This is a genomic window from Coleofasciculaceae cyanobacterium (genome assembly GCA_036703275.1).
Taxonomy (GTDB): domain Bacteria; phylum Cyanobacteriota; class Cyanobacteriia; order Cyanobacteriales; family Xenococcaceae; genus Waterburya.
The window spans coordinates 1-21,314 of sequence record DATNPK010000089.1 but is presented as its reverse complement, the minus strand read 5'-3'; the positions used below and the strand labels follow the sequence as shown (position 1 = coordinate 21,314).

General features: G+C 38.8%; 18 protein-coding genes. 11 read left to right on the top strand and 7 right to left on the bottom strand.

What is annotated here, in order from left to right; genetic code table 11:
- Positions 1–871 precede the first annotated feature (871 nt).
- The 8 genes from V6C71_16720 (at position 872) to V6C71_16685 (ending at position 8,171) form a co-directional block, all read left to right on the top strand.
- On the top strand, positions 872–1,294 hold the full coding sequence (locus tag V6C71_16720) for a phosphomannose isomerase type II C-terminal cupin domain (GenBank protein HEY9770104.1): 423 nt from the start codon (positions 872–874) through the stop codon (positions 1,292–1,294).
- Between the two features lie 139 nt (positions 1,295–1,433).
- The gene (locus tag V6C71_16715; protein HEY9770103.1) at positions 1,434–1,796 is read left to right on the top strand and encodes an iron-sulfur cluster assembly accessory protein; all 363 of its coding nucleotides are present in this window, start codon (positions 1,434–1,436) and stop codon (positions 1,794–1,796) included.
- Between the two features lie 188 nt (positions 1,797–1,984).
- Positions 1,985–2,359 (top strand): 30S ribosomal protein S12, encoded by a 375-nt coding sequence (gene rpsL, locus V6C71_16710; GenBank protein ID HEY9770102.1) that lies wholly within the window; start codon positions 1,985–1,987, stop codon positions 2,357–2,359.
- A 324-nt stretch (positions 2,360–2,683) separates the two neighbouring features.
- Positions 2,684–3,154, top strand: a complete 471-nt coding sequence (gene rpsG, locus V6C71_16705; GenBank protein HEY9770101.1) for a 30S ribosomal protein S7 — start codon at positions 2,684–2,686, stop codon at positions 3,152–3,154.
- Between the two features lie 404 nt (positions 3,155–3,558).
- On the top strand, positions 3,559–5,640 hold the full coding sequence (gene fusA / locus V6C71_16700; protein ID HEY9770100.1) for an elongation factor G: 2,082 nt from the start codon (positions 3,559–3,561) through the stop codon (positions 5,638–5,640).
- A 19-nt stretch (positions 5,641–5,659) separates the two neighbouring features.
- Entirely contained in the window at positions 5,660–6,889 is a 1,230-nt protein-coding gene (gene tuf / locus V6C71_16695) for an elongation factor Tu (protein HEY9770099.1), read from the top strand.
- 206 nt (positions 6,890–7,095) lie between these two features.
- The gene (rpsJ, locus tag V6C71_16690) at positions 7,096–7,404 is read left to right on the top strand and encodes a 30S ribosomal protein S10 (protein HEY9770098.1); all 309 of its coding nucleotides are present in this window, start codon (positions 7,096–7,098) and stop codon (positions 7,402–7,404) included.
- A gap of 125 nt (positions 7,405–7,529) precedes the next feature.
- Positions 7,530–8,171 carry an LON peptidase substrate-binding domain-containing protein gene (locus V6C71_16685; GenBank protein HEY9770097.1) on the top strand — a complete coding sequence of 214 codons (642 nt, stop codon included), beginning with the start codon at positions 7,530–7,532 and terminating at the stop codon, positions 8,169–8,171.
- Between the two features lie 68 nt (positions 8,172–8,239).
- Here the strand turns inward: V6C71_16685 and pheA are convergent, their stop codons facing one another.
- Positions 8,240–9,145, bottom strand: a complete 906-nt coding sequence (pheA, locus tag V6C71_16680; protein HEY9770096.1) for a prephenate dehydratase — start codon at positions 9,143–9,145, stop codon at positions 8,240–8,242.
- A gap of 121 nt (positions 9,146–9,266) precedes the next feature.
- On the opposite strand from pheA, the gene V6C71_16675 reads away from it, so the two are divergent.
- On the top strand, positions 9,267–9,851 hold the full coding sequence (locus V6C71_16675; GenBank protein HEY9770095.1) for a DUF1997 domain-containing protein: 585 nt from the start codon (positions 9,267–9,269) through the stop codon (positions 9,849–9,851).
- Positions 9,852–9,880: 29 nt separating this feature from the next.
- On the opposite strand, the gene V6C71_16670 is transcribed toward V6C71_16675, so the two are convergent.
- The 5 genes from V6C71_16670 to sat all read right to left on the bottom strand — a co-directional run bounded on the left by V6C71_16670 (position 9,881) and on the right by sat (position 18,304).
- Positions 9,881–10,498 carry a ribonuclease HII gene (locus V6C71_16670; GenBank protein ID HEY9770094.1) on the bottom strand — a complete coding sequence of 206 codons (618 nt, stop codon included), beginning with the start codon at positions 10,496–10,498 and terminating at the stop codon, positions 9,881–9,883.
- Between the two features lie 98 nt (positions 10,499–10,596).
- Positions 10,597–12,609: an Rne/Rng family ribonuclease gene (locus V6C71_16665; protein ID HEY9770093.1), complete on the bottom strand. Its 2,013-nt coding sequence runs from the start codon at positions 12,607–12,609 to the stop codon at positions 10,597–10,599.
- A gap of 682 nt (positions 12,610–13,291) precedes the next feature.
- Positions 13,292–14,554 (bottom strand): lipid-A-disaccharide synthase, encoded by a 1,263-nt coding sequence (locus V6C71_16660; protein ID HEY9770092.1) that lies wholly within the window; start codon positions 14,552–14,554, stop codon positions 13,292–13,294.
- A gap of 66 nt (positions 14,555–14,620) precedes the next feature.
- On the bottom strand, positions 14,621–16,921 hold the full coding sequence (locus V6C71_16655; GenBank protein ID HEY9770091.1) for a caspase family protein: 2,301 nt from the start codon (positions 16,919–16,921) through the stop codon (positions 14,621–14,623).
- A 219-nt stretch (positions 16,922–17,140) separates the two neighbouring features.
- Positions 17,141–18,304, bottom strand: a complete 1,164-nt coding sequence (gene sat / locus V6C71_16650; GenBank protein ID HEY9770090.1) for a sulfate adenylyltransferase — start codon at positions 18,302–18,304, stop codon at positions 17,141–17,143.
- 169 nt (positions 18,305–18,473) lie between these two features.
- Between sat and V6C71_16645 the strand changes: the two genes are divergently transcribed.
- Both V6C71_16645 and V6C71_16640 read left to right on the top strand, forming a co-directional pair.
- Positions 18,474–19,079, top strand: coding sequence for a peroxiredoxin (locus V6C71_16645; protein ID HEY9770089.1), 606 nt, complete (start codon positions 18,474–18,476; stop codon positions 19,077–19,079).
- 64 nt (positions 19,080–19,143) lie between these two features.
- The gene (locus V6C71_16640) at positions 19,144–20,661 is read left to right on the top strand and encodes a PsbP-related protein (GenBank protein ID HEY9770088.1); all 1,518 of its coding nucleotides are present in this window, start codon (positions 19,144–19,146) and stop codon (positions 20,659–20,661) included.
- 460 nt (positions 20,662–21,121) lie between these two features.
- Here V6C71_16640 and V6C71_16635 read toward each other — a convergent pair.
- A partial coding sequence (locus V6C71_16635) for a photosystem II q(b) protein (GenBank protein ID HEY9770087.1) occupies positions 21,122–21,314 on the bottom strand: 193 nt, incomplete at its 5' end.

Below are 21,314 nucleotides of genomic sequence, written 5' to 3'. Positions count from 1 at the left end.
ATTAAATGAATTATTTGGGGATAGTTATTTAAAGTTAATGGCTATCTCAAAATTTGCTTTCGTTCAAAAAGATATATATTGATAGCAATTGTTTTGTGCCGACTTAATTTGTTCCAAGACTATAAATGAGCATCGCCGATTATCGGTATAATATTATACAAAATGTCTTGAATATAGGAATTTATAAAATAATCAAATCAAGCATGGTACTGCTACACAATAATTAAGCTGACAGGTTTAACTGAGACGACTAGCTACTATTTTGGTGTCTGATGCTTTCAAAAATAGACCTACAAAAATCTAGTAATGATTATTTCGTAGCTCATCATTTCTATACATATAGGCTGAAGCCACCTAGATAGTTAATTCTGATGATACCTAACAATTTGCGTGATCAAAACTAACAGTATCAAATTCCCCTAAAATTTTTTCAGTCGTTAACGCAGTAGATTCAGCTCTTTAATCTGCACAGTTGCCAAAAACTTATGTTTCAATTTTATAGCACCTTATTGTAACCGAAGTAACATCCGATAAAAAGCTCTATCGAATACAGTTTTAACGAACAGAACAAATGATCTCAAATGAATTTTAATATTTTTTATAAGTATTTGCACTCAAGCTTACAGTAGCTATCTCGAATTAAACTTCAATTAAACTTTAATTTCAGCCAGATTTTATCTGCTTTTTGACTTTGATTTATAAAGTTTCTGTATGGATAGTTTGATTTTCGCAGGATTATCTTTAATTTCCAGACGATTATTTGCTATCTTTTGGATAAGTTTATTGGAAAACTTTCAATAGCAGATAATCTAGTCATTTATCAATTTGACTTAAATTAAGTTCATATAATATTATTACCAGTTAAATAATTATGTCTCAATCTACCAAAACTAAATCAGCTACAAATCAAAAAATTGAGAATAAGCTTTCTCCCTCAACTCAACTAGGAGTTGCCGCTAGAGAAATTCGTCCTTGGGGTTCTTTTACAACTCTAGAGGAAGGTTTAGGATATAAGATTAAACGCATCGAAGTAAATCCTGGGCATCGCCTCAGCCTCCAAATGCACCATCACCGAAGCGAACATTGGATTGTAGTTTCGGGAACAGCCAAAGTTACGTGTGGCGAACGAGAGATGATTCTAGGCAGCAATCAGTCTACATATGTTCCCCAATGTACTACTCATAGACTAGAAAATCCTGGTGTAATTAATTTGGTCTTAATTGAAGTCCAAAATGGTCAGTATTTAGGCGAAGACGATATTATTCGCTTCAGCGATGATTATGCTCGTCAATAAAATCTAAGTTCTCTACTGCTGGCAAAATTTAATTATTAACCTAAAAATCATTTACGTAGGTTAATTAATACTGGGGCAGGAGTTTTTTTACGCTAACATATTAAGTTAAGCATAGATAACTTGGTAAGACCAGCTTTTCATGATTGATATTAGTCCAGCTGCAATAATAGAGATTAAGCGTCTTCGATCAAACAGACAAACTACCGGCAGCTCTTTGATACTTACAGTTAAGTCAGGGGGCTGCGCTGGTTTATTTTACGATTTAAAATTTGAACAGAGCGCAATATTGATAAGTAATGATCCTGATTTATCTTTAAAAGATGGCGATCGCTTATTAACAATCAGCGGAATCAATTTAAAAGTTGATGCTAAATCTTGGAGGTATATCGAAAATCTAAGACTAGACTACTCAGAAGATCTGATGGGTGGAGGATTTCGCTTTCATAATCCTCGAATAATCAGCATTTGTGGCTGCGGCATATCTTTTGCCGAACTAAAATAAAATTTGCTTAAAGCATCAAATTAAGCAAAAATTTAAACCATAATAATATACAGTCAATTAATTAAAAATTCAGCTATTAATTGACGCAATAGCTAATATTAATCTATAATCAGAATTTGTCTACTATTGTGTTATATCTTTTTGACATTATAAGACAGTAAGGCTTCAAACTATACAAGTCAACAACTATGCCCACTATTCAGCAACTAATCCGTAGCGAAAGAGCGAAATCGCAAAAGAAAACTAAATCTCCCGCTTTAAAAGAGTGTCCCCAGCGTCGCGGAGTTTGTACTAGAGTGTATACTACCACACCCAAAAAGCCTAACTCAGCACTAAGAAAAGTAGCCAGGGTACGTTTGACTTCAGGCTTTGAAGTAACAGCATATATCCCAGGAATAGGACACAATTTACAAGAACATTCAGTGGTTTTAATTCGTGGAGGTCGTGTCAAGGATTTACCAGGAGTTAGATACCATATAGTTCGTGGAACTCTAGATACAACTGGAGTGAAAGATAGAGCGCAGGGTCGTTCTAAGTATGGTACTAAACGCCCTAAAAGTTAAGTCAATATCATAGCTTATGAATAATTGCTGAAGTAAAGCAGCTTTAGTCCATCGAAATTTTAAGGGTTGCAGTTTGAAAATAAAGATGGCATTTAGAATAAAGGCTGGAGATGAGAACTTTAACTTCACACATTCAAAAGTAAATGATTATGGCTGTTTATACCTTCAAGTTAATTAGCTTGTTAGTGAATCAAAATTCAGACAGTAAATAGCTTTGATTCAAACTAGTTGGTTTTCTATTAGTTATAGTTTAGGCAATGACATAATTAATGTAGAAAACGGCTAAATCGCAATTTCATATTCTTTAACCTAAGTAATAAGCAAATGTCTCGTCGTTCTAGTAATAAAAAGCGTCCAGTTCCCCCCGATCCAGTTTATAATAGCCGTTTGCTTAGCATGACAATTAGAAGAATCATGCGTAGTGGAAAGCAATCTTTAGCGTCTCGTATCATTTATGATGCTATGAGTATCATTGGCGAAAGAACAGCAAACGAGCCAATTGAAGTATTTGAGCAAGCCATAAAAAACCTTACTCCTTTAGTAGAAGTTAAAGCTCGCCGAGTAGGTGGAGCAACATACCAAGTTCCCATGGAAGTTAGACAAGGAAGAGGAACAACCTTAGCTCTACGTTGGTTAATTCAGTTTGCTCGCGCCCGAGGTGGCCGTACCATGGCGACTAAGCTGGCTAGCGAAATTATGGATGCTGCTAACGAAACAGGTGGTGCCATGAAAAAAAGAGACGAAACTCATCGTATGGCAGAAGCTAACAAAGCTTTTGCTCATTATCGTTATTAAATCAAGAGTTAAAGTTGCTTTAGACAATGACATAGCTGATTAAGTAAAGGCGCAACTAATCTCAAATTAAATTTTGGCTCTCATTATTTAATTATGATGGACAGTGGGAGTAAATTCTGAAAAGATTTGCTCCTCAAAATCGACTATTTTCTTCCAATCTGGTTATTTCTCAATTAGCAAAGAGAAATTTCAATTAGAAGTAAATCTATCTGCTATTGATCCCAAGTGCAACACACTAACAGTAGCAATATTTAGGGTTAGTACTTTAATTTTTAGATAAAAGTATAGAATTATAAACGGTGTTAGATCGAGTCACAGACTCCTCTGTCGATCTACCGAGAGCCTGCTCAAGCATTGTTAAAAACATCTAGCAATTTCATCTTGCAAGATGAAAGGAGGTATTTGTGGGACGTATTATCCCGCTCGAGCGAGTACGAAATATAGGTATCGCAGCTCACATAGATGCGGGCAAAACAACAACAACAGAACGAATTCTTTTCTACACTGGCATCGCCTACAAAATGGGCGAGGTTCACGATGGCTCTGCCACGATGGACTGGATGCAGCAGGAGCAGGAGAGAGGTATCACCATAACCGCTGCTGCTATCAGCACCAGTTGGAAGGATCATAAAATTAACATTATCGATACCCCAGGACACGTTGATTTCACAATTGAAGTCGAGCGTTCCATGCGGGTTCTTGACGGTGTAATCGCTGTTTTTTGCTCGGTTGGAGGTGTACAGCCTCAATCAGAAACTGTTTGGCGACAAGCGAATCGATACAAAGTTCCAAGAATCGCTTTTGTAAATAAAATGGATCGCACGGGGGCAAACTTTTTTAAAGTTTATGAGCAGATTAAAGACCGTCTCCAGGCAAATGCGGTACCAATTCAGATTCCTATCGGCAGCGAAGGAGGATTTCAAGGGATCGTCGATTTAGTCAAAATGAGAGCCATTATTTATAAAGATGATTTAGGAAAAGAAATAGAAGAAGCTGATATTCCCAATGAGCTTCAAGCTCAAGCTCAAGAATATAGAGCAAAGCTAATTGAATCTATCGCTGAAACTGATGAGGCACTCCTTGAGAAGTTTATGATGGAAGAGGAGTTTAGCGAAGCCGAAATAAAGGCAGCAATTCGCCAAGGGACAATCAATGGTTCAATTATGCCAATGTTGTGTGGTTCTGCATTTAAAAATAAGGGAGTTCAAGTTCTTTTGGATGCGGTAGTTGATTATCTACCTGCTCCTTCGGAAGTGCCTCCTATTTTAGGAGAATTGCCCAATGGAGATGAGGCAGTTAGACATTCCAGCGATGAAGAGCCATTTTCAGCATTAGCGTTTAAAATTGCTTCTGATAAGTTTGGTCGCCTGACTTTTGTAAGAGTTTATTCTGGAGTTTTGGAAAAAGGAACTTATGTCTATAACTCTACCAAGCAAAAGAAAGAACGAATTTCTCGCTTAGTAGTCTTAAAGTCCAATGAGCGAATTGAGGTTGACGAACTTAGAGCAGGAGATTTGGGTGCAATAGTCGGTCTTAAGGTTGCAGCGACTGGTGACACTTTATGCGATGATAAAAATCCCATTATTTTAGAGTCTCTCTATGTTCCTGAGCCAGTAATTTCTGTGGCTGTAGAACCTCAAACGAAGAGTGATGTAGAAAAGCTATCCAAAGCTCTACAGACTCTTAGTGATGAAGATCCTACGTTTCGCGTTAGTACTAACCCCGAAACCAATCAGACCGTAATTGCGGGAATGGGTGAACTTCATCTAGAAATTTTGGTAGATCGGATGCTGAGAGAATTTAATGTCGAAGCTACCGTAGGGAAACCTCAAGTGGCATATCGAGAAACAATTCGTAAAAGCAGCCGAGGGGAAGGTAAATACATAAAGCAAAGTGGAGGTAAAGGTCAGTATGGTCATGCCGTATTAGAAATTGAGCCTGCCGAATCAGCTACTGGTTTTGAGTTTGTTTCCAAAATTGTCGGCGGTACTATTCCCAAAGAATATATTCCGGCAATTGAACAAGGAGTGAAACAAACTTGTGAATCTGGTATCTTGTCAGGATATCCTTTGATAGATATCAAAGTAACTTTAGTGGATGGTTCATACCACGATGTAGATTCTAACGAGATGGCTTTTAAAGTAGCAGGTTCTATGGCAATTAGAGATGCAGTAAATCGGGCTGCTCCTGTGGTATTAGAACCGATGATGAAAGTTGAAGTCGAAGTTCCTGAAGATTTTTTAGGAGATGTAATCGGAGACTTAAATTCGCGTCGGGGCAATATTGAAGGTATGAACTCCGAAAGTGGCATAGCAAAAATAGATGCTCAAGTCCCTTTAGCAAAAATGTTTGGCTATGCAACAGATATCCGTTCTAAAACTCAGGGACGAGGTATATTTTCAATGGAGTTTAGTGAATATAGCGATGTTCCAAGCAATGAAGCTGAGGTAATAATCGCAAAAAACAAAGGGAACACTTTAGTTTAAATAAGGAATAAATCAATTAATGGCACGCGCAAAGTTTGAACGTACTAAAGACCACGCTAATATTGGAACCGTAGGTCATGTAGACCATGGTAAAACTACTTTGACAGCAGCAATTACTTTAGCCTTGGCTGCTACGGGTAATGCCAAAGCGAGAAATTACGAAGATATTGATGCTGCTCCTGAAGAAAAAGCACGTGGCATCACTATTAATACTGCTCACGTTGAATATGAGACTGAAAAGCGTCACTACGCTCACGTAGACTGTCCTGGACATGCTGACTATGTGAAAAACATGATTACTGGTGCTGCCCAAATGGATGGCGGTATTCTAGTGGTATCGGCAGCAGATGGTCCTATGCCTCAAACTCGCGAACATATTCTATTGGCCAAACAAGTAGGTGTTCCTAGCCTAGTAGTCTTCATGAACAAAGAAGATCAAGTAGATGACGAAGAATTACTTGAATTGGTTGAATTGGAAATTCGTGAGCTATTGAGCGAGTACGATTTTCCTGGTGACGATATCCCGATTGTTTCTGGTTCTGCTTTGAAAGCAGTAGAAGCTTTGTCTGCTAAACCCGACACTAAAAAAGGTGAAAATGAGTGGGTTGATAAAATTCATGCCCTAATGGAACAAGTAGATACTTATATTCCTACTCCTGAACGTGAAATTGATAAGCCTTTCTTAATGGCGGTAGAGGATGTATTCTCTATTACTGGTCGTGGCACTGTTGCAACTGGTCGTATTGAGCGCGGTGTCGTTAAAGTTGGCGAAACCATTGCAATTATTGGAATTAGAGATACCCGCACCGCTGCTGTTACTGGAGTAGAAATGTTCCAGAAAACTCTAGATCAAGGTATGGCAGGGGATAACGTTGGTGTACTGCTTCGCGGTATTAACAAAGAAGATATTGAACGCGGTATGGTTTTGGCTAAACCTGGTTCAATCACTCCTCATACTGAATTTGAAGGAGAAGTTTATGTTTTAACTAAAGAAGAAGGTGGTCGTCATACTCCTTTCTTCAAAAATTACCGTCCTCAATTTTATGTTCGTACAACTGACGTAACTGGTACTATCACCGACTATACTGCTGATGATGGCAGTGCAGTAGAAATGGTAATGCCTGGCGATCGCATTAAAATGAATGTCGAACTAATTAACGCGATCGCCATCGAACAGGGAATGCGCTTTGCAATTCGCGAAGGTGGTCGCACGATTGGTGCTGGAGTAGTCTCTAAGATTATTAAGTAGGTCCGTAGGACACAACTAATCTAAAACAAGCAACCAAACCTTTGAGAGTAGACCGAGCCAGGCAAAATTCTAACTAGCGTGGTCTACTCTCTTAGTTTTTATGAGACAATGAAGCCTGGCAAATATTATTCTGGGAAATGTTAATTTGCTTTTGAGCGATATTTGATTAAATACCCGTACCTCGACAACTAAACAATATGGCAACGATTCAACAACAAAAAATACGCATTCGCCTTAAAGCATTCGATCAACGCTTACTTGACACATCTTGTGAAAAGATTGTCGATACGGCCAACCGAACTAATGCCTCCGCCGTTGGTCCAATACCTTTACCGACAAAAAGGAAAATTTATTGTGTTTTGCGATCGCCTCACGTCGATAAAGACTCTCGCGAACATTTTGAAACTCGTACCCACCGCCGTATTATTGATATATATAAGCCTTCTTCCAAAACTATCGACGCTTTGATGAAATTAGACCTTCCTGCTGGCGTTGATATTGAAGTTAAACTTTAGACTTACTACCAGAATAACCCTTTGATATTAGTATCCTAGAGCGTTATTCTGGTAGGTACGCTTTGAGGAAAAATCAGCTAAAGTAAATAAGTAGTAACACTAGTTATAGCTAGAAACAAGTTTAGATGGCATTTCCTTCAATCGCAGTTAGAGAATTACCTTTATTTCCCCTCCCTGAAGTAGTTTTATTTCCCAGCCGTCCATTACCGTTACACATTTTTGAATATCGTTATCGGATCATGATGAACACGATCCTAGAACACGATCGTCGCTTTGGAGTGTTGTCAATCGATCCTACCACAGGAGAAATTGCGGAGTATGGCTGTTGCGCCGAAATTCTTCACTTTCAGCGATTACCTGATGACCGAATGAAAATGCTTTCTTTTGGTCAACAAAGATTTAAAGTTTTGGAATATGTTCGCGAAAAACCCTATCGCGTGGGTTTAGTAGAGTGGATTGAGGATCGACCGTCTGCGGAAGATTTGAGTCCTATGGCGACTGAAGTTGAAGAATTGCTTAGAGATGTAGTGCATCTCTCTGCCAAATTGACTAGTCAAAAGATTGAACTTCCCGATGATTTGCCTAGTTCACCTACAGAATTATCATATTGGATAGCTAGTAACTTATATGGAGTAGCATCAGAACAGCAAGCGCTATTAGAGATGCAAGATACCCTAAAACGTCTGCAAAGAGAACAAGAGATCCTTAGTTCTACTCGTAATCATTTAGCAGCTAGAACTGCGCTTAAAGATGCTCTTGATAATTAATATTTAACTTCAAACAGCATGGTGAAGAGTAGGAGATTATCATGCGCAGATAACCCCAAAAAATCAATTTAATTGAACGAAGCTATTTCAACGTCTAGCTGATTATAATTGCCAAATATTTTTAAATTTTCTGTACATTTAGATAGTTCGGCTAAAGCTGCGATAATCTCAGGATTGTGAGAGTTTCCTTCTAAATTTATAAAGAAAATATATTCGCCTAAAGAACGCTTAGTTGGACGAGATTCAATTTTACTAAGATTGATTTCTCTACGAGCAAAAATTTCTAACGCTTTAACCAATGCTCCAGGGGCATTTTTGGATAAACTGAAAGCTAAAGAAAGATGGCTACCGCGTAGCGAAGCTATATGCGAAGCGGTATCCTTTAGGATGCCGTTAGGCTTATGGCTAACTTGAGAACTGATAATCCAAAAGCGAGTACAGTTATCAGGACTATCTTTAATATCTGATTCTAATAACGGCACTTGATATAGCTCAGAAGCTCTTGGCGAAGCGATCGCCGCTGCGGTTAAATCCTCTTTAAGCAGCTTAATTCCTTCGGTTGTAGATCTCGTAGGAACAAGCTGAACCTGTGGCAAAAAATTTTCTAACCATTTCTGACATTGGGCCAAAGCTTGAGGATGGGAATAAATAGTTTCAAGCTGTTCTAGCGATTGACTAAAAGATAACAATCCGTGATAAATAGGAAGAGTTAGTTCCTGATGAACTTGGAGACTAGAAGACTGCCATAAAGTATCTAAAACTACAGTTACGCTGCCCTCAATCGAATTTTCGATGGGAACTACGGCTAAATCGACTTCGCCTCTTGCTACAGACTGTAGAGCCAGAGCAATACTGGGATAGGGACATAGAGTAGTTGTAAATTGTCGGTTTTTAGATAACCAAGCTGAATATGTCAGTGCAGCAGTTTCAGAATTAGTGCCTGTAGGACCAAGATACGCCAGAGAAAGCTTCATAAAAATTAAAATTTGAAGACGTAACAATATAACGAAGGTATCATTTTTTTACATAAAGATAACTTGTTCACGAAATGTAACCTAAGATTAAGAAATAGTAAAAAGTTTAGTAGTTCCACTCATGTACGTCAGTTTCAACGCTTCAGAATCAGTCGAGATATCAGTAAACAACGAGGCAACACCAATACAGCATTACCTACGCCAACCAAGAAGATTGGTCAATGCGATCGCCGAGCCACGACTAATGAAGCAGATATCTGAAGATTTATACGAATTAAAAATGCGACCAATTAATTTTATGGAGATGTATCATTTCCAGCCAATTGTGTTGCTGAAAGTTTGGTCTGGCTCTAACGGCAGTGTATATTTGAAATCTGAACATTGTCAAATTAAAGGCATTGACTATATTAATGAACGTTTTTCCCTGAAGCTGAAAGGAGTTTTATATCCTCGCGAATTTCAGGGTCTGACTATTATTGAGGGTCAAGCTGATTTAGAGGTTGGAGTTGAATTGCCTACGGCTTTAATGTTTACCCCTAAACCATTTTTAGAAAGAGCTGGCAACACATTACTCAAAGGAGTTTTGGGTAGAATCAAACAAAAGCTAACCACTCAGCTAGTTCAAGACTATCGCACCTGGGCATCTCAAGAAGTGCAGTTAAAACCAAAATCTTCAGCCAGATTGTCTCCCGATCTGGGATATTAAGCGAAGACAGAAGTTTTCGTTTCACCAAGCTACTGGCAGGATTTAAACGAACGACGATGTTCGGCACATATTCCATATTGTTTAATAGCTAATCTATGTTTGGCAGTGGGATATCCTTTGTTATTAGCCAAATCATATTCTGGATATTTTTGAGCTAAATCAGTAATCAACTCATCACGCCATACTTTGGCTAAAATACTGGCTGCTGCAATAATCGGCGATCGCAAATCTCCTTTAATCAGGGTTTTTTGGGGAAGATCTAAATCAGCGATCGCAAACTTACCATCCACTAAACAGATATTTGGAGTAGCTTCCAAGCCCATCACGCATCGTTTCATTGCTAGCAAAGAAGCGTGAAAAATATTCAGCCGATCTATCTCGGCAACGCTAGCACAGCTAATATGCCAACTAGTCACCACCACCTCGATCGGCCCAATTAATTCCTGACGTTTTGACCAGGACAATGTTTTACTGTCTTTAACTCCCAGGGCAATTAACTGAGGAATAGCCGACAGAGGTAAAACTACTGCTGCTGCAACTACAGGACCAAACAAAGCACCTCTGCCAACTTCATCTACTCCTGCAATTAAAGTATAGTGAGAGCTAAATTCTGCCAATAAAGAATGATCGAAAGAAGGTTTATTCATCAAGCTAGCTTCAAAGATAAATTGGGGAAAATTAAATACACATTTTGTTTTCTTCTTTCCACCAAATTATTGAAGATAAACTGAGTTTTTCCCAGCGTTTACAGATTTGCTTCCTTGGCCGAAGAACGACGACGGCGACGACGACGATCGGTAGAAGCCTCTTGAGCTAAAGGCTCAGGCTCAGTTAGATTGGTAATTTCTGGCTCGGTTTGCGGCATAGGCTCTGACTCAGTTATGTCTTGAACTGTATTTTTTTTGATTTTAGTTCTGGGCTTTCTTTCGGCTTTAGGTTGTTCTGCTTCTGTATCAGTTTCTACCAAGTTTGAAACGATGAGTGAATCTGTGGTGGGCAATTCTTCTCCTGGTTTTTTGACATATACTAATACCGATTTTGGGTCTTGAGATTGGTCTGCATAAACCAAAGGAGATACTCCCATTAAGGCGTAAATTTCTTGTTCTAAATCATTCATTTCCACCGTAACTTTTTCCAAGTTAGCCTCATCTCGACGCGGCGATCGCGATTGAGTCCGAGATTTGCGCTCTTCACTATTGTTTTCAGAATCCTGTAAGCTTTCATCAGTCGATATAACCTCCTGTTCCATTAATTCATCTTTGATTAATAGATCGTTGCGGCGACTGCGACGGCGACGACGATTACCGTTGTTGTTTACGCCCTGTTCCTGATAGTTAGGATGATTAATTAAATCTGGCGGTTGGTTATTATCGTCGTAACTCAGGTTGGGAAGAGGTTTGCTAGATACTTCTACTTTTTCTCTTTCTATCGGAGAGGGAATGACTGGACGAATCGTATTTATCGGTTCACGAATTGCTGCGGGTGGGATTATCGGTGATGTTTCAATTGATTCTGCCTCTAATTTTCCGGGAAGATGCGCTATCTGACCTAAACCTCCGCAAGTATGACAAGTTTGACCAAATAGTTCATAAATATTTTTCCCTTGGCGTTTGCGCGTCAACTCGACTAACCCTAGTTCTGATAGTTGAGCTATTTGAGGACGAGCTTTATCTCCTTTAAAACTGTTGTTAAAGTGTTCCAACAATTTAATTTTGTCGCCATGGGAGTCCATGTCAATAAAGTCAACGACAATTACCCCACCGATATTCCTCAAGCGTAGCTGACGGGCAATTTCCGTTGCCGCTTCGGTATTTGTCCACAGCACTGTTTCTCTAGCTGTTGCCGAACGAGTAAACGAACCTGAGTTCACGTCTATTACGGTTAAAGCTTCGGTGGGTTCAATAATAATATACCCTCCAGACGGCAACTCTACTCTGGGTTTTAAGGCTTCTCTGACCGCAGCACTAACGCGATAGTAGTCTAAAATAGGATGTGGTTCTCGATGGTAATCAATAAATACCCCTTGAGGAGAGCGACCACTACTCCAGTTCATCAAATGTTGCTTGACTCTTTTTACTCCCGCTGACGAATCGACCACAATGGTATTTACTTCGGCGGAGAAAGTATCTCGCAGCACACGTTGAATAAAATCATCATCGCGGTTGAGCAAGACAGGTGGCTTGGCATAATTTGCCTGATACTGAATTGACTCCCACTGCTTTTGCAAAAATTCTAAATCTTCCATGATGGCTTCTTCCGCCTTACCATCTGCCTCGGTTCTAATCAATAAACCCATACCAGGGGGTTTGATGAGAATTGCCAAAGCACGAAGACGGCTACGCTCATTTTCATTAGAAATGCGACGGGATAACTTAACTCCCTTGCCATAGGGCATCAAAACTAAATAGCGACCCGGAAGAGTTATATTTCCAGTGAGTCTCGGTCCTTTATTGCCTGTCGGCTCCTTCATTACCTGAACCAGAGCCTTTTGTTGAGGGATTAATAGTTCGGTAATGGCTGCTGCGCTTTTTTTAAGACGCAATGGACCTAGATCTGTAACGTGAATAAACCCATTGCGTTCGCTATTACCAATATTGACAAAGGCAGCATCAATACCAGGAATGACATTTTCTACTGTACCTAAATAAATATCACTAACCTGTTGATGTCCAGTCGCAACAATTAATTCTTGTATCTGTTCTTCCCAGAAAACAGCAGCTATGTGATGTTGTTCTGCAATAATAATCTGTTTTGGCATTAATTTTCCTCAAAAATTCTGATGGCTGATTATCAATAAGCCTGTCTTAAAACCACACAATCCATTGATTGAGAAATGGGCAATCATTTATTTTTCGATTTTTCTCAAAGCAAAAAAATTACGGAATGTAAATAAATCAGTAAATTCCATCTAAAGCTATATGGCGTTTCGATGTTACCAAATAATATTTATTTGAGTAGTCTTGCTTATTATTTAGCTATTTGTCTCTTGTAGAATTAGCTTTCTACTTTTTTGCTCTTTTAAAAAGAAGCAGGTTAGAGGAATTCAAGGGTCGAAAGTAATTAAACTAGATAGCTGAGGCTGCAACTTTATTAAGATTAGTCACAGACTATCTCGATGGTGCTTTACAGGACTCCGCCGTTTCACGATAGAGCTTACTGCAACCGTTGGTCAAGGCTTAGCCGACTAATGTAACTTTTAGGAGGCGGTCGGATTTTGTTAGCTTTAGATAGCGATTAGCTTAATCACTTCTGGGGCGACCGCCAGTTGAATTTACAATTTTCTAACTACGATTACTTAAGACACGAAATTACTGAGACGTTACTCTACCAAATTTTAACCTGAATATAACCTTGAAGAACAATCTTTGGCAAGGTAATTAGGCTGTTCCCCGAACCACATAGCCGAGTAAAGCTAAAAATTCAGTGAGTTCAAATGATTATTAAGTTTTAGTTATTTCTTGTTTTATTATATCTGCGATCTGGTTGGCTGCGCCAGTTCGTCCTCCGAGTACCTGTAAACGATCGCGCATGGCTTGAAGTTTTTCGGGATGGGCAAGGTAGTCTAACACTAATTCAGCAACCATTTCTGGCTCAAGTTTGCCCACTAATTCAGGTACAATTTCCTCTCCTGCCCAAATATTGGGCCAGGCAAACAAACGTCCTTGCTTAAGCACTAGCCAATTGATTAATTTGGCAAATGCCGATCCTAACCCTGGTAAATTAGCTAAAATCCCTGGTAGTCCGTCCCAGGAACGCATGGCATCTAGTTGCTGAGTCGGCAACAAAACAATCATTGGTACTTTCAAAGCGGCTAATTCAGCAGTATTAGCTCCTACAGTAGTCAAACATATCTGACAGTTAACTAAAGTATCATAGGCAGGAAACTTGGTAATTAGTTGAATTTTTGTTCCTTGAGGGGTCAAAAGATAAGCAGCTTGAGTTGCGGTAGCCAAAACCAATTCTGCTTCAACATTACCTAGAGATGAGATTAAACGATTGTCTTGCCGATTGGCATATTTACTCAGAGTAGTTAAATCGAGGGTAGGGGCAACAGGAATAATAAATTTAACTTGAGGATCTTGCTGGCAAATTTTTTCAGCGATCGCTAAACATAAAGGAACACCCTGAGACAGTTTGGCTGGTTTTGAGCCTACCAGTAACCCAATTACAGGCGGATCTTGTTTTAACTGGCTAGATTGATTATCTACTCCTAATGTCACATCTGCCATCAAATCTCCTACCAGAGTAAATTTGTGTCGATAAGACTTCGGTACTCGCTCAATCGCTGTTTGTTTCATCGCTGCGAAGCGGTCAACCAAGCGATACCAACGAGCATCCCATTCTGCATAAATTAAGCTTGAGTAGCCTAATCTTTTACTGATAGCAACGGTATAAAACTGGTCACCTCCTAAAAAGACCACGATGCCACGTTGATGCCATTGCCAATCATCTTTAGTTTTGCCCCAAAAAAGAAAAGCCCAAAAATCAGAGGCTGGTAACACTCGCTCTACTTCAGGGTAGCTAGAGGCGATCGCTGCTTCTTTACCAGTACTATGAGGACAAGGGGACAACAACACTGAAATCCTAATTTGTCCAATTTGCTCATCTGTCATAACTTGAGCCAAACATTTAACCACAGGACGTACCCAAGTTGCCACTTCTCCAGGGCCATTAGATAAAATAACAATATCAGTCGGTTGCATTTATCTGACGTGAATTTAAGCAATAAAATAAGCTGATTAGGGTGATTATCAGTAATTAGTAATCATTCAAGCGGTCGTTACTTCATAGACAAATTTTAAGGTTGCCCAGCTATTAACATCTAGAGCATAGACATTTCCGTTAGTCAATAGTTCGCTCGAAACAGAACTTGCTTGGTGTAAATCCTGCATTAAGGAATTGATTACAGCGATCGAATTAGTCACGTTTAGCACTTGCTGTTGGTCGAGCTTGAAGTTTTGTTGAGTGGAAAAAGCTTTAAGTGTTGCTTGAAATGGTTGAACAGCAAAAATAACATATAGAGTGTTGATGCCCACTGATTCAGGAACTTTCCACTTCCAAGAACTGTCTGAGTCAGGAATCACCAACTCACTACCAGAGGCGATCGCAATATCCTCCAGCTTGATTGCTGCTTCAGCAGTAGAAGATTCTGCTGGAGTATAAAGACCATAGATATTACAGTCAGAATCAATACCTAAGATGACCGCATACAGTTGGCGATCGCCTGTATTATTTAAAGCTAAATTGATTTCTGTACCCTTGACTAAGAGCGGCACGTTACTCTTAGTGTCAGTATTTGAACCACCAACACTAGTCGAGAAAACTGGTTGTTTAGCAGCTAGTTGCAGCTTCTCTGAAGCATGAGTAGATCTTTGCCAGCTAGCAGATTGTTTGGCAACTCCTGTTGTCAAAGCTGCATTAACTTTCAATCTCGAAGAAAATTCATTGTTAGTCAATTCCAGCCATTTTGCTGCCAAAAGATTGTTGAATTGAGGCTGAAGACGGTCGATAGCAATTTTAACGGCTTCTTCTACTATTCCCTTTGTTTTAGCAATCAAATTCCCGCCAGCAGTATACAAAGCATAGCTAAAGACTGGTGTTTCAGTTTCTAAATTAGCAGCAGATTTTAAAGCTGGATTTAAAGCTATTTTTCCTAAAAGACAATCGGCATTTTGTTCTTTAGCAACCACTGCGGAATTAATGGCGGCAATATTGGCTAGGGCGCTAGTGGCATCAACTCGTTCGATTCTTTGCAAATCATCGTTTAATGCTAAATTCAAATTTAGATCGCGCCTGAGAATGCGGATCGATTCACCAGCAAATTCTCCGACTTGAAGTTCGAGCGCTGGAGATAATAATTGAGTTTTCGCGATTAAACCTTCTTTTGACTTTACCTGTAGTTGAGGAGCAGCATTTTGAGAATTAGATACCAAACTTAAACAGGAATCAACTCCGTAACAGTCCAAAATATTAGCTGGCAAACCTAAAAGTTTTACTTCTACATTGCCATTTTTAGCAATCATACTGACCATTCCAACAGCATTAGGAACATCGCTAGCAGCTAAATAATAGGCGAGCGCTGATTTATTAGGATTATTCAGAGTAGGCTGCTGTTGGTTACCCATAAATTGCTCTACCGTTTCGGCCGTTCTGGCGATCGCCACTTGTACCTTGCTACTGGGGGTAATGTGCCAAAGATGCTGCGTTAAAGCTTGGGTAAATAGCCCAGCACTCAAACCACCCCACTGTCTTTCTGCTGCTATTTGATTTTTGCTGGTAGCAGATAAAACTACTCCAGGCAGAGATAATAATCTTTTACTGGGTTTAAGTCCTTTATTAGCTAGATTGTCGCGTAATTGTGCCAAAAAATCTAGTTCTTGAGAACTGGGGCTTTCAGCTATGTTAGGAATGGAGCGAATTTTAAAGCTGCCATGTTGGCTGCCAGGAGTGGTATTAAAACAAGTATCGAGAACAAAAGTGTATTTGCTCGTAGATAAAGATTGGGCTAATACTAAAAGAGTTTCTTGCAGGATGCTGTTGGCAAACAAAGCTTTCTTTGACGATGCTAATCCATCTACTGGTACAAAGCTATTAGCTATGCCAAAGGAATCAGTACTGGCTGTTTGTTTAGCTGCTTCACTACCTGAGGTTAAAGGCATTTTGATTTGACCTCCATAACCACTAAAGTGAAACAAGACCACGTCATCTGGTTTAGCCTGTTTTACTAAATGTTCGACCAAAGCAGTTTCAATATTTTCCCTAGTAGCTTGGCGATCGCTTAAAGTAAGAATATCACTGGGATTGAAATTAAAACGATGAATTAATAGTTCTCGCTGTAGTTCCACATCCATCAGACAACCTGTCAAATTATCATGATAAGGGTAACGATTAATCCCTACCAGCAAGGCTAATTTACGGTTAGTCGGTTGTATTAAAGTTTCTTGATAAGAATTAATTGAGGCTGCCAGGCGGTTATTACTCAATAGAGATGAAATTCCAGCCTCGGTTGTTCCCCAAGTAAACCAAGCCAATCCAGCTTGCTGTAGAAAAGTTCTGCGGTCAAGTCCCATATCAGCTACTAGCGTCTAGAAATCTGCATCAGCCTATCAATAATAGCTGCCAAATGTTGGTAGAAATCATCAAGGTTACAGCTCGAGAAGTGAATCTCTTGAACCTGTAACCAATTATAGTGTTTTGCCATAACAATTAATAATTATCTCAATCTTATTAAAAGCTCCAACGGTTCTGCAACGATTTCGCCGACAGAACTGTTTCACCACTTAACCAGACTAATTGACTTTCATTGCTCTGGCTAATTCTTCGGCGACTTTAGGACGAGAAAATTGTGGTGGTGGAGTTTTCCCTTCTCTCAGCATTGCCCGAACTTTCGTTCCCGACAGGTGAATGCGTTCTTCCTTAGTTGCGGGACTGGTTTTCGCTGTTGCCATCTGTTCTGTACGAGTACAGTAGAAAGCGTGTTCAAACTTAAGAGGAGTGATCCCTAATTCCTCTGGGTCAAATTCACCAAAGATTTCTTGTGCTTCATAAGTACCATAATAGTCCCCCACGCCTGCATGATCGCGACCGACTATAAAATGTGTACAGCCATAGTTCTTGCGAATTAAGGCGTGGAAAATTGCTTCTCTAGGCCCTGCGTAACGCATCGCAGAGGGATTAATCGCTAATACAACCCGATCCTGGGGAAAATAGTTTTCCATCATGATTTCGTAACACCGCATTCTAACATCAGCAGGAATGTCATCGCTTTTGGTAGCTCCTACCAAAGGGTGCAAGAATAGACCATCAACAATTTCTAAGGCACATTTAATAATATACTCATGAGCGCGGTGAATTGGGTTACGAGTTTGAAACCCAACTATTGTTTTCCAACCTTTTTCTTTAAACATTGCTCTAGAGGCAGCAGGATCGATCTGATACTTAGGAAACTGCGGGTGTTCTTCTCGCTCGAGTAACCAAACTGGCCCTGCAAGATTAACTTCTCCTTGCTTGTAGATTACTTTTACCCCAGGATGTTTATCTTCGTCAGTGCGGTAAACATTTTTGGCTTCCAACTTTTTATCATAGCTGTACTTTTCGCTTAGCTGCAAAATACCAATAAATTTACCATTAGTATTGTCTAAACGAACTAAGCTACCAACTTGTAAAGGGTTTGCCACTTCTGAAGTTACAGAGAGGGTTACAGGTATTGACCAGGGAACACCGCTAGCCAGACGCATATCTTTAACCACGCCTAAATAGTCATCTTGACCCATAAAGCCAGCGATTGGACTAAAACCACCGATCGCAATCATAACTAAATCGGAAGTTGCTCTTTTGTCTAACTGAATTCTGGGCAAAGAATTTGCTTTGGCTAAGAAATTTTGCTTTTCTTCAGCGGTAGCCAGGCGATCGATCAGCTCACCGCCATGAGGTGCAATTAAATTTGTACTCATAAATTCCTTTTTTATTACTAAGCTTGATATTTAGGCAACTACGTTAACAAATAATTTGGAGAATGTACTCAATTTGAACCACAACAAATTAATTTTGCAGGTTAATTTTTTGTTATGGTTTAAGCATTACTTGTAATCTTATGATAAGTAAAACATATTTTTGTAAATTATGAAACGTTTGCTTTCGATTCAACAATGTGGTTGGATATGCACCCTAAGACGACGTATCCCACGCGTTCAATTTTGGTTATCTATTGGTTTGTCTTTTTTGCTTTTTGGATTAACTTTGTCAGATGCCTGGGCAATGGGAGGCAAACAGCCACCACTCGATAAGCCTGCTCCTGAATTTGTTTTGCCTACCAATACAGGTGATGGAGATATTGCTTTAAAAGATTATCGCGGACAATGGGTTGTACTGTACTTTTATCCAAAAGATTTTACTTCAGGCTGTACTCTAGAAGCTCGACGTTTTCAACAAGACCTTGCAGAATATAGAACAAGAAATGCACAAGTTTTAGGAGTTAGCGTTGATAATATTGATTCTCATGCTGAATTTTGCGATTCAGAAGGGCTTAACTTTCCCTTGTTAACAGATAAGGATGGTAGCGTTAGCAAAGCTTACGGTTCTTGGTTGGGAGCAATGTCTTTGAGACATACCTATTTAATCGATCCAGAGGGTATTTTGCGAACAACCTTTTTAGGAGTTAGACCAAGCATTCATAGTCAGGAAGTATTAGCCCGTTTAGATGAATTAAATCGAGAATTATCTAGTTGAAAACTAGTTTTAGTTACAATAGAAACCCATGTTTATTTGGTGCTGTGAGCTGAGTTAAATCTAAATGGAGTCAATAGTTGGTAAAATATTGTGCGATCGCTACCGCATCCTTCAAGAGCTAAGTCAAGACGATTTTAGTACAATTTATCTTGCAGAAGATCTCGAGCCAAACAACAAAGCACAATGCAAAATAGAACGATTGCAGCCTCAGTACGATAACGAAGTTTTAGGCGCACAGTCTTGGCAAAAAGTTCTTCAAACGTTTGTGACTCAGGCGAATCTTCTGAAAAATATTAGCCAGCATCCGCAAATCCCCCAACTATTAGCTTTTTTTGAATGCGATCGCGAATTTTATCTAGTTTATGAACAGATCAAAGGTGAAAGTTTAGAACAAAAGTTAAAGAACAAATTAATCGATGAAGCAGAAGCAGTTGTCTGGTTGCAAGAAATTATTGGTATTTTGGAATTTACTCATAAAGCAGGTATAACTCATTTCAATATACAACCTTCAAGCTTAGTTCAGCATCAAGATGGTAGAAAATTTTTAATTAATTTTGCTGCAATTAAAACAGCTGTTTTGTCGAGCGATAAACCTTTAAAAACTATTATAATTAATAACAATTTTAATCCTTCAAGACATCGAGAAAAATTTGATTTTAACATTGATATTTATGCCTTAGGTAAAACAATTATTTATGCTTTAACTGGCAATATTACTGACTTTATTTATTCAAAATCTACAGATTTAATCGAGCCTGCACAAGTAGGTAGCTCGAACAATTTGTCTACAGCAAATATCAGAGTTGAGTTAGCCGATATTCTTAATAAAATGGTCAGTGATGTTCGCGATCAACGCTATCAATCAGCAACTGAAATTTTAGCTGAACTAGACTTCAATCACAATGTACACAACGTAATTACTTTACCTCCACCTTTTTTTGACAGCTCTTACTTTGTACCATCATCTTCTAAGAGAGTCAAAAAACAAGCTAATTTCTTATCATCAGTTGGTCATTCCAAGTTTTCCGCCAAAATAATTTGGTCGCTGCTCGCATTGCCTTTTATTCTTGCTTCAACAATTATATTTATTGGTATTCATAAAAACTCAGACCAGAATTTCGCTAGCTATATTAATGATGACTATCAATTTGAAATTAGATATCCTCAAGATTGGTCAAAGCGTCAATTAGACGATCCAATTACTGGAGAGATAGTAGTTTTCGCCTCTCCTTTAGAAACCGATGCAGATTTATTCCTCGAAAAAGTTAATATTGCTGTTGAATATTTACCATCAGAATCTACTAGCTTAGAACAATACACTCAAACTGTTTTCAATCGTATTAATCAAGCAAAGGGTAGTAAAATTGAATCATATAAAGACACTAAAACAACTATCAATAATTTTCCTGCTCGGACTGTGATTTATTCTCGTCAGGAAGGAAAATTGCAGCTCAGGCAAATGGAAGCTTTTACAATCAGAAACAATCAAGTCTACATAGCTATTTATACTGCTGAAAGAGCTAAATTTTATCGGTTTTATGACACTGTTGAAAAGATGATTGATTCTTGGAAAATACAGTAAATAAGTTATAACCTTTAAGCAAAATCGACATAATAAATTTATCTAAAAATAGGAAAAAATAAAAATAAATACTCGACAGCAAAAGAACGTTAAAAATAGCGAGAGTAATCGAGCAGGATAGATTATTAAGAGTTTTAAGAGATAATTAATAATAAAAGCTTTTAAATATACTGATACGGGCATTTGAATAATAATATCAGCAATTCTTGTAAACTTGTAAAAAAACTAAAAATCTTGATGACAGTTTGATGTCAAACGCAGCAGGATTATGGAATTTATACCAAATCGTTACTTTAAGATAAATTTTAGTTAAAAAATTCTTTGGAGGTAAAGGTTTAATTTAAGTATATTTTTTCTTATTGATATAACTAAAAACTAGCCAAAAAAAATGCCCTCCAAGTACATGGAGAGCATTTCTTTTATCTTGACCACTGATAAGTTATCTTAGCAAAAGTCATTTCTAACCGTTGATAGCAGGAGCGCTCAAAGCTACAGGAGCTTGTTCGCCACTAGCTAAATCTAAGGGGAAGTTGTGTGCATTACGCTCGTGCATTACTTCAAAACCGAGGTTAGCTCTGTTGAGAATGTCTGCCCAAGTGTTGACTACACGTCCTTGTGAGTCCATTACCGACTGGTTGAAGTTAAATCCATTT